A 9,839-nucleotide genomic window follows, 5' to 3' on the forward strand; every position below is an offset into this window, starting at 1 on the left:
AAACAGGAATGTATTGTAAAACAAAAAACAGTACCAACCGTACTGTTTTCATTTAGTTTTTATTTAACAATTTCATTATAATAGATGGGAAAATAGTCTTTTGTATCGAACCCCATAATGATGAGTTTAAAATTTTTAGCATCATCATTATTGAAGAATTGTATTTTTAGCGGTTCGTTCTGTTTTGGTACTAAATAAGGATTCCAATACAGTGTGGTCCGTAAATCCTGGGAAATATTTTTAAAGTTTTCATCATTATAATCCGGGTTTACAAAAGGAGCTTCTTTATCGAAGCCGTGTAAAACATACTGTTTTAGTTTTGTGAGAGCTTCTGAATTATTTGCAGTTGTCATTCCACCTCGTCTAGTATAAATTGCAATAGCACCGTTTGCGCCTCCAAAGCTGCCTGCAAAATAATCTTTAATAACTTTTACCATTGCAATACTGGATACAGGAATTGAATTAACTAGTGAAGGATCTACTTTCATTTCATTAAGATAAATATTTACTGTGTTTCCCCGTAGCTTTGGAATATAATTGCCCATATTGGTTTCTAGCAATAGTCCGGCAACTCTTCCTTGGAGCCATTGTAAAATATTGATGTAGCCTTCTGCCGAGTTATTGTCATTCACAAAGTCGAAAACAGTTTCATTCATACTTTTGAACAAAGGGCTGCTTAATTCTTCATTAAGTTCTTTTGTTTTGTCTTTTTTCTTGGCTTTTAATTTTACTTCTTCAATAAGCGTTGCTTTTTCGTCAATATTGTTCTGTGAAAGTTTTGTTGCAATATATCTTTTAACAGACTCAGAAAGCTGGTCTCCAGTTTGACGCTTAATAAGCGTGTAATTGCTTTCTGGTAATACTTTTTTTAAAGGGATAAATGAATAATCTGGCTGAAAAATTACCTGAACCTGTTCTTTGGGTATTTTGGCGTCGTTGAGTTGGTAAGAAAGTTTGAGGATATCTTCAAAAATCAATCCTTTTAGATTAAAGAATCCTTTATCATCGGTTTTTATCTGAGACAATTTTGTTCCGTATTCCGGAATTTCAAATAAGAGATTTAATTCGGTATCCGGTGCAGGTTTTCCCTGAATTGTCACTTTTCCTTTATAAGTAATATAAGGCTGAGGCTTATAACTGATGATTGGAAATGTACCCGACATAATAGTCTGCCAATCAAATCTTTTCCATTTTTCTGATATTAGAAGAGCATCCAGCGCTTCAGGATTATGATTTGAGGTAAAGTATTGAGACGGTTTATATATTTTGGAAGTAATATCCCCGGTAAGCCATAAAGTGCTCAAAAGACTGAAGTCGTCTTCAGAGCTTTCCAAGCTTCCATCAATTATAAGTACCGTATAAGCATTATTATTTTCATTCTGAGCAATGCTAAATACATTTGGAGCTCTTGGAGATTTGTCAAGATTTGACAGTTGGATTTCCGGTTTTTTTATTTTTAGCAATTCAGGCTGCATAAAAATGAGCCTTTGAGCCACAATATTTTCTTTGTCATCAAATACTGTAAGCTGGAGTATTCCGTTTACAAGTTGTTCCGGAGGAATAGAATAGTTTTTTTCAAGAATTTTTTCTGAGTTAATTTTGAAAACCAACTGATTATTGATGGTACCTATTACTTTATATAATGTTCCGGATGTGATATTTTTAGATTTTAAAGAAAATTTTACTGCATCATTTCCGGTTGAAACCTGAAGGTTTATCCCTGAATCTGCAACATTTGGCAGATCTACAACCTGTCTGTTTCCTTTAGAATCAGATAGGACTACCTGGTATTTTACTCCTGTTTTCGGAGTTAAGGAAAATGTTCCTACGTTCTGATCGAAACCTTTGAAAGTGGCTAATTTAACATCAGGATTTTCCGTATCAACAACATATCCGTTCCAGTCTGACGGTGTAATGCCTTTTGAATATAACCGAACGGCAAATTTTGTATTGATTCCGTTTATAAAAGTTCCGCCTTCCGGAAAAACGGAAGCTGTCCATTTTGAAGTTTCGTCTAAAACAAGCTTCCCCGGGGATGAAGGATTGTAGACCGCAATTTGTCGCAAAGCCTGGAAATCTTCACTGAAATTAGACATCCACGCTGTATAAGCCCTGATGTAATACATTCCTTCTTTTAAATTTCCGGGTAAAGTGAAGTTTCCACTGCCTTGTCCGTTAAGCAGAGGAAGGATTTTTTTGCTGATCTGGGTTTTATTGCTGTCGTATAATTCTACAAATAAGGATGTGGAAATGGAGGACAGGTTGTACCCGTCAAAAACAAAAGACTTGAACCAAAGGTTTTCTCCTGCGACATAACTGTTTTTGTTTAAAATGAGGTGTATTTTTTCCTGGGGATATTTTTCAGAAAAGATTTCGATTGCTTTTTCTGCTTTACCCTGCGCCTGTAAACTGCAGGAAATTATCAGCATGCTTAATAGGAAAATGATTTTTTTTGTCATAAATCTGAGTTTCATTGGAATATTAGTGCGCAAATTTACATGATTTAAAATGATGTGACAATAGAAAAACCTGTACTATTCATTAAGGAATTATTAAAACAGAAGAGCTGTTCATGATATTTTTTCTTATATTGATATGCTGAAATTTTATACCGGATTGATTTCTTGATGTATGGTAAGAATCAGCATGAGGAAGTTATCTACTTTTGAAAAATTAATCCGGAAATAATTTCGGGAACCAGTAATAAACTTTTAAAACAATTGAAATATGAAAAAACTGAGTGTTATTGCTCTTGTTGGAGTAGGTCTTTTTGCCGCTTCATGTACTAAGGAAAAAACTGCTGAAAATGCATCAACTGCCCAGGAACAGACGGTAGCTGAAAGCAAAGGGGAAATGCTGGCTGTAGATACGGCTGCTTCTGTAGTGAACTGGAAGGCTTTCCATAAAGGAGGACTGGCTCCTCGTTGGGGAACTCTTAACATTAAATCGGGTGACCTGAGTATTGAAGGAGGGCAGCTTGCCGCAGGAAATTTTGTGATTGATATGAATTCCATTAAAGTTGATCCTGCTTCTGTTACGGAAAAAGACAAGAAATATTCAGATCTTGAAGCCCATCTTAAAAATCCTGATTTTTTCGATACGGCAAAAAATCCAACTTCGGATTTCAAAATTACCAGTGTAACGGATCTTAGTAACGCTTCTGCAGATGCGGTTGCAGGTGCCAACAAAACAGTAAGCGGAAATCTTACGTTATCCGGAAAAACAATGAATGTTACGTTCCCGGCTAAAGTTGACGTAACGGAAACTTCGGCTTCTATTCAGGCGAAGTTTACGGTAAACAGGGCAGACTGGGGGATCAAGTTCGGGACTTCCGAAGCCGATACTGCAGAATGGATGATCAGCAAGGATATTGAAATTGCTGTGGATGTAAAAGCGAAGAAGTAGTTTTCATTCTATCAGATATAAATAATCTACCGTTTTGTATTGCCATTAAAAAAGTTTAATTTTTTTTATGGCAGTACAATGCGGTAGTTTTTTTTTAAAACAAACCATACGTTCATACCAGCTGAGGAAGGGTCTTTGACACTCTTTTTTTATCCTTACAAAAACCGTCTCACTTTCGAGACAGCCTCTTTTCTTATCTAGCCTTAAGTGTGACGCTTGCGCCGGCGGAGAACACTTATAGAAATGTTTACGATTTAGCCGACAAAAATTACAGCATTTATTATTTTATTCTCAAGGTTCTACACTTTACCATCCAATATTGTCAGTTCATTGCAATACCGATTTTCTATGGAAGGCCTCCGACTTAACTTCGTAAATCAATTTGTAAATGAAACTAAACAAAATTAATTATAATGAGAAAGTTCTTTTTAGCAAGTGCGTTGGTATTTGCATATTGTAGCGCACATGCACAGATCCATTTAGGAGCAAAGGCAGGAGCGAATATGACCAAAATTGATGGTAAGTCTTTCAGTGAAAAGTATAAACTTGGTTATCAGCTGGGTGGATATGCGTATTATGATTTTTCTAAAATGATTGGGCTGCAGCTGGAAGTACAATTCAATCAGTCTAATACACAAATATCCGATCGATACAGTGATGTTCTGTTTGATTCTTTTGGAAGAGGTAAAAAACTGAATTACATTACCATCCCTGTGTTGTTCAGAATTAACAGCCAGGGCGCATTGACATTTCTTGCCGGTCCGCAATTCAGTTTCATAACAGATTCTGATAAAAATATACTTGAAAACGGAACAAAACTTTTCAGAAGTTCAGATATTGGTCTTGTAGGCGGTGTAGATTTGAATATAAGGCCTTTTATTATTTCGGCTCGATATGTTTGGGGATTGAATGATATAAGCGGAACAGAAAATAAAGCAACCGGCAGACAGATACAACTTGGCTTAGGATTCGAAATATTTTGATGATGAGTTTTCACGTCAATTTCTATTAAGCTGTCAATCATCTATTGTTAAGGAAAGTTTTTCGCTTTCCTTTTTTATTATACTAAAGAGCATCACTGAAAAATAATTTTTGCTTAAATTGGAACATTCTATGGATTATCAAATGAACAGTAAAAGAAGTGACCAGCTGAAAAAATCGGGGTTGATTTTTATCACTTTTACAGGGATGTATTTGCTTCCGTTTTTGATACAACCTGTCAATTATCACGAGAACTATTTTAATCTGCCACTTTATAAAATACTGTTTGATATGATCGGTACTTTGGCGATATGTGCTGCAATGGTTTTTCTATGCCTGTATATTGATCAACGGCTAAACAGAGTGATGCCCTGGACAAAGTTTGCCTTAGGAAGGCTATTTGTGCAAACAGTTACACAAATATTTTTTACAAGCTTATTGATCCTCATTTTTTCCGTAATGATGACGGTAATTTTTAAGTTTTCAAAAATAAATTTTAATGAGCTTAATATCTCAGAAAATGACGGATGGAAATATCTTTTAAGTATGGTTTTTATTTCGTTGATTATCAGCATAATAAATATAGTGGGTTACTTAGCAGCCAACTGGAAGTCAGCAATAGAAATAGCTGCAGAATACCAAATAAGTGCAGCAAAAAACAAGCAGATAGCTGCGGAAACCGAATTGCACGCGCTTCGCTTACAATTGGATCCTCATTTTGTGTTTAATAATTTGAGTGTACTTTCTGAGCTGATTCTGAAAGATCAGCAACTTGGTTTTGAGTATACCGAAAATTTCGCTAAAGTTTATCGCTATCTTTTAATCAACTCAAAAAAACAGCTCATTTCGTTACGGGACGAGCTGAGATTTCTGCAATCCTATTTATTTTTGTTAAAGCACAGGATAGGCAATGGAGTTATTTTTGAAATACAGGTAGATGCAAAGAATCTGGATCTTAAATTAGCTCCGCTAACGCTACAATTATTGGTAGAAAATGCAATCAAACATAATAGGATTGCAAAAGAAAATCCTTTGATCATAAAAATTTCCGTCAATGAATCTGCTGAATTAACTGTAGAAAACAACATACTTCCGCTACTGAAAAAGCCGCATTCATCGCAAATCGGGCTTGAAAATATAACGGCCAGACTTGCTTTACTCTCAAAAGGGAAGCCTGAAATAAAAAAATCTGAAACTGCATTCACCGTAAAAATACCTTTAATATGATGTCGTCAATCAAAAGAATTTTAATTATTGAAGATGAAGAAGTAAATGCGCAACGTCTGCAGAGAATCTTATTGAAAATAAGACCCGGATATACAGTTGTTACAATTTTGAGCAGTATAGAAAAATCTGTGGAGTGGCTTTCAAAAGAAGACGGGCCGGATTTGATTTTTATGGATATTCGCTTATCAGACGGCTCTAGTTTTGAAATTTTCAATCTTATAGAGGTAAAATCTCCGGTAGTTTTTACAACTGCTTATGACGAATATGCACTTAAAGCCTTTAAATACAACAGTATTGATTATTTGCTGAAACCAATAGAATGTGAAGAGCTGGAAGCGGCAATAATACAATTTGAGCAATTCGAGAAATCTTCAACGGAACAGCAAACAGTCATTAAAAATCTTCTGGAATCTTTTCAGATGAAGGAATACAGAACAAGATTTTTACTGCCTCATCGGGATGCTTTCATTTTGTTAAATGTTAACGAAATTGCTTATTTCTATTCAGAATTGGGTGTAACTTTCAGTATATCTTATGACGGTACCAGAAATATCATTTCACACACTTTAGAAACTCTGGAACAGCAGCTGGATCCAAAATATTTCTTTCGAGCCAATCGTCAATATATCATTCATATCAACTCTATTGTGAAAGTGCATAATTATTTCAACTCAAAATTAAAATTGGATGTGAAGCAGTGCCAGGAGAAAATTGTAGTGAGCAGGTTAAAAGCCACGGCGCTAAAACAGTGGCTGGATTATTAATTTTGCAATTTCAGATGGTGATACGTTTTCATTCATATCTTTTTGCTGACATTTCAACTTTGATTTTAATCATTTCACTTATTTGTGGGCCTATCAATTTGGTTTATCGATCTACATTTGTAGTATAGTTCTTATTGAAATAATAATTTTCATCAAATTTATAATCATTTAAAATTTACAAAAAATGAAAAAATCATTGTTGATTGTGCTGATAGGTTTTGTGTTTTCAAACACTATTAATGCTCAAAAATATTTTGGAAAATCGTATGCTCCTACTCAAAAAGTGGATGAATATTATGATGTTAACGATATTGAAAAGAAGTACGAGGTGATGGGAAAAACCGAACTGGGACAAGGTTTTCGGTCATTAGAAAAAGTACAGAGAAAAATTACTGATCTTGCTAAATTAAAGGGCGCAGATGCTGTTGTATTTAATATGGAAGAGGAAACAATCAGCAATTCTCAATCAAATACGGGGTCTGTAAACCATAAAAAGAAGGATAGGAGCACATTCAATTCTTCAACGGTGACAACCGATATAAAACAAAAGAAAGTTTACGCAACATTCATTAAGTATAAATAGAAATTGTTTGTATCATTTTATTTTACTTTTGCCGTGTTTTCTGAAACCAGCTTTATTATATTCTAAACCTGCGATAAAACCTAAAAATAAATATGCCGCCGTTTTTATAAAGACAAAACCCTCGCAATTTGCGAGGGTTCTTTTATTTTACCGGCTCGAGCGTGACGCTTGCGCCAATGGGGGAGATTAAAAATACTCATTAAATTCTGTGATCATTAATTCTGGTTTATCAATTGAATATTTAACTTTGATAATATCTCCCACATTTACTTTTTGAGACTCAAGAAAACCATCCGATTCTACATATATATTGCCATTTACATTATATTTTATCCTGTTGCTCATATTGCTGTTTTCATAATCATACGTAAGATTATCGATCAACAGGGCAGTTGCCCCCATTCTTTGGGCGGTTCTTTTAATGGTTTTAATGTTTCCGTTCAGGTCATAGGTTGCTTTTTCGTAATATTCCCAGAGAAGGATTGGTTTCGTTCTGATAAAATCCTGCCGATAAACGGTTAAAACCATCATATACATATTCCTATCTTTTAAGAGATTCATTTGGGCTTACGCCTGTTTTCCAGTCTACTTCGGCAATATTTCCGTTGTATTTGGGAAAAAATGCTTACCACCAAAAAATTTAAAGACTTCCTTAATAAAAATGTAGCTGCTCTATAAAACACAAACCCCACCGCAACTGCGGTGGGTTATTTTTATCCGCACAAAGTCGGGAGACTTTGCGTAGCGGGAAAAGTAAAGGAAGTCAATAAAATGTCCGACAAAGACAAAGATTATGTCTTTACGCTTATTGATGCTTTTATTGCCAGAAACAAACTGAAAACTATTCTAAAATAAAAACCCACCGCATTGCGGTGGGTTCTTTATTATTGCTCACGGATTACAAATCCGCGAGATCGGGATTTGTGTTGTTTATCCAATGAAAACACTGAATGCATTATAAATAAAATGTATTATTATTGGATACAGTAAGTTTCTTTCTTTAGTGTAAATAATAGAACATAATAATCCTAATAAAAATGTGGCAATAACCTGATACCAATTAGGTAAGTGAACCAAACTAAAAAATAGTGACGTAAAAAATATAATCCAATTTTTTGACACTTCTTTTTTTAATAAATATTCTACTGGAATAACTCTAAAGATTATTTCCTCTGCAATAGGTCCTATTAATACAATACTTAATATACTGGACAATAATATTTTATTGTGTGGCTTTAACGAAAAATCACCTCCATATATTTCTATAAAAATAAAGTTGAATATAGTTGAATATATGATTCCAATTAAAAAGTATAAACCTATTTTTTGTATAGAAAAGCTTAATTGATTTATATATCGATTAATATGTTTTCTAAGCACAATAAATAATACTATCATTATGAAAATGTTGGCAAAAGCCACTTTCCAATCATGTTCTAAAAGTCTAAGATTTTTATTTAGTCCCAATAAAACTATGAAAACACCTCCTATTATTTCTTGGATTAAAAGATATAATGATATATATAAAATATATTTACTGCTTTTTATCATTTCTTGTTTTTTCTGTCCTTATCTTTATGGTGATATAATAAATGATCTATTGCTGTACCAATTAGAAAACCTCTATTTCCTTCATTCCAAGGACCTGGTCCAGCTTCTGGTCTTGGGCATTCAGAACAGTAACTTTTATCTATTCCCGTTCCTGCATTAGCTTTTCCAATATTGTTTACTACACTGCCAACTGTTGTAGGTTCTTTTTCAGGAGCTTTAAAGTCGCTCTGTGCAAATTCCTTAGCATTGAAAGAAAACTGCTCCATTTCTGGATAATTATATTGATTGTAACTATCTTGAGTAAATTTGTCAACACCATATATTTTTGCTCCATTTGCTAATTTCGCATCTACAACAAGCCCAACATTTCCTTCTTTCGATATAGAATTGTAACTTACATTTCCTGCATCTGCCCATTCTCCGCTAACTGTAACATTTCCTCCCGCTTCTAAATGAATTTCACCAACAGAAGATTTTGTTTCGGAATTGATTATAGTAACATTAGCTGATACTCCTAAATATTTTTCTCCATCTGTAAGTTTTGTGTTAGCATTCAGTGAATTTAAATTTGCATCATATACATAATTTCCTTGTTTATCCTTATACCAATCCGTTCCTTGTCTTCCATCAGGATCAATAAAACGAATAGGATTATTAAAAGCATACGTATAAGGGCTCCATCTTCTCGAAGTTTCAGCGAGCGGATCCACGACTCCCCAACGTCCAATATCCGCCATATAAAATCTCGCCCCATAATCATACATTCCCGTTTCCTGAAGCTCCTTGCCGTTGTACTTGTACTGATACGCATTATCAAAACTATAATATTGTGCATTATGCATCAACCCAAAAGGATAATAATTGTTTACCCCCTCTGCTTCGCCGGGTGTAATATAGTTGTTGCATGCCATACTGCCATCGGGAAACGTCTGGCAATTTTCAATCACAATATCTCCTGTTACAATACCATCTCCATTAGCATCACTATAGCTTAAACGTATGTTCCCCAAATGATCCGTAAAATTATAATAATGAAGTTGTTTAAACTTTTAATTTTTTGATTAGTTTAAGAGAAAACGCCAAAAAGTGCATATTCTTCCAGGTAATATCCAGTGTTTCAAATCTTATCAGCAAAGCCTTGAAGCCGTCTAACCATGCATTTGCCTGCTCTATTTTAAATCTGTTTTCGTACAGCTTTTCATCAAAATAATGATCATTATCTACTGTTTTTCCATTCCGGGGATTGGTTTTGATGTTGCCTGTTATTTCCTCCATTTCTAATTTCTGTCTTAAACTTTCACTGTCAAWTCCCGAATCTGCATTCACAA

Annotated in this window: 9 protein-coding genes and 1 pseudogene; 5 read left to right on the forward strand and 5 right to left on the reverse strand. The window is 34.4% G+C overall.

Features of this window, described 5'->3' with window-relative positions; translation table 11 throughout:
* Nucleotides 1-59: 59 nt before the first annotated feature.
* Entirely contained in the window at nt 60-2,459 is a 2,400-nt protein-coding gene (locus tag SOP96_RS06325; RefSeq protein ID WP_326320154.1) for a hypothetical protein, read from the reverse strand.
* A 268-nt stretch (nt 2,460-2,727) separates the two neighbouring features.
* Between SOP96_RS06325 and SOP96_RS06330 the strand changes: the two genes are divergently transcribed.
* From SOP96_RS06330 to SOP96_RS06350, 5 genes are all read left to right on the forward strand, one after another.
* The gene (locus SOP96_RS06330; protein WP_326320155.1) at nt 2,728-3,405 is read left to right on the forward strand and encodes a YceI family protein; all 678 of its coding nucleotides are present in this window, start codon (nt 2,728-2,730) and stop codon (nt 3,403-3,405) included.
* A 413-nt stretch (nt 3,406-3,818) separates the two neighbouring features.
* A complete protein-coding gene (locus tag SOP96_RS06335) occupies nt 3,819-4,388 on the forward strand; it encodes a porin family protein (protein WP_326320156.1) in 570 nt (189 codons plus the stop codon).
* 130 nt (nt 4,389-4,518) lie between these two features.
* Nucleotides 4,519-5,613 carry a sensor histidine kinase gene (locus SOP96_RS06340; protein ID WP_326320157.1) on the forward strand — a complete coding sequence of 365 codons (1,095 nt, stop codon included), beginning with the start codon at nt 4,519-4,521 and terminating at the stop codon, nt 5,611-5,613.
* Complete coding sequence (locus SOP96_RS06345) at nt 5,610-6,377, forward strand: LytR/AlgR family response regulator transcription factor (RefSeq protein ID WP_326320158.1); 768 nt, start codon at nt 5,610-5,612, stop codon at nt 6,375-6,377. Before SOP96_RS06340 ends, SOP96_RS06345 begins: the two co-directional genes overlap by 4 nt.
* Before the next feature lie 184 nt (nt 6,378-6,561).
* Nucleotides 6,562-6,960 (forward strand): hypothetical protein, encoded by a 399-nt coding sequence (locus SOP96_RS06350; RefSeq protein WP_326320159.1) that lies wholly within the window; start codon nt 6,562-6,564, stop codon nt 6,958-6,960.
* Between the two features lie 186 nt (nt 6,961-7,146).
* Here SOP96_RS06350 and SOP96_RS06355 read toward each other — a convergent pair whose 3' ends face one another.
* The 4 genes and pseudogenes from SOP96_RS06355 to SOP96_RS06370 form a co-directional block, all read right to left on the reverse strand.
* Nucleotides 7,147-7,521 (reverse strand): hypothetical protein, encoded by a 375-nt coding sequence (locus SOP96_RS06355; protein WP_326320160.1) that lies wholly within the window; start codon nt 7,519-7,521, stop codon nt 7,147-7,149.
* 369 nt (nt 7,522-7,890) lie between these two features.
* Entirely contained in the window at nt 7,891-8,511 is a 621-nt protein-coding gene (locus tag SOP96_RS06360; protein ID WP_326320161.1) for a CPBP family intramembrane glutamic endopeptidase, read from the reverse strand.
* Complete coding sequence (locus tag SOP96_RS19995) at nt 8,508-9,521, reverse strand: RHS repeat-associated core domain-containing protein (RefSeq protein WP_411911979.1); 1,014 nt, start codon at nt 9,519-9,521, stop codon at nt 8,508-8,510. The genes SOP96_RS06360 and SOP96_RS19995 overlap by 4 nt, the downstream gene beginning before the upstream one ends.
* 31 nt (nt 9,522-9,552) lie before the next feature.
* A pseudogene (locus SOP96_RS06370) lies at nt 9,553-9,839 on the reverse strand (IS5/IS1182 family transposase); the annotation flags it as partial.

Origin of the sequence: Chryseobacterium salviniae, assembly GCF_035819015.1 — a bacterium.
Lineage (GTDB): Bacteria > Bacteroidota > Bacteroidia > Flavobacteriales > Weeksellaceae > Chryseobacterium > Chryseobacterium salviniae.

What these genes read in the sequence shown, in the direction of transcription:
- SOP96_RS06325 (WP_326320154.1), bottom strand. Translation starts at nt 2,459, where the DNA reads ATGACAAAAAAAATCATTTTCCTATTAAGCATGCTGATAATTTCCTGC.
- SOP96_RS06330 (WP_326320155.1), top strand. Translation starts at nt 2,728, where the DNA reads ATGAAAAAACTGAGTGTTATTGCTCTTGTTGGAGTAGGTCTTTTTGCC.
- SOP96_RS06335 (WP_326320156.1), top strand. Translation starts at nt 3,819, where the DNA reads ATGAGAAAGTTCTTTTTAGCAAGTGCGTTGGTATTTGCATATTGTAGC.
- SOP96_RS06340 (WP_326320157.1), top strand. Translation starts at nt 4,519, where the DNA reads ATGGATTATCAAATGAACAGTAAAAGAAGTGACCAGCTGAAAAAATCG.
- SOP96_RS06345 (WP_326320158.1), top strand. Translation starts at nt 5,610, where the DNA reads ATGATGTCGTCAATCAAAAGAATTTTAATTATTGAAGATGAAGAAGTA.
- SOP96_RS06350 (WP_326320159.1), top strand. Translation starts at nt 6,562, where the DNA reads ATGAAAAAATCATTGTTGATTGTGCTGATAGGTTTTGTGTTTTCAAAC.
- SOP96_RS06355 (WP_326320160.1), bottom strand. Translation starts at nt 7,521, where the DNA reads ATGAATCTCTTAAAAGATAGGAATATGTATATGATGGTTTTAACCGTT.
- SOP96_RS06360 (WP_326320161.1), bottom strand. Translation starts at nt 8,511, where the DNA reads ATGATAAAAAGCAGTAAATATATTTTATATATATCATTATATCTTTTA.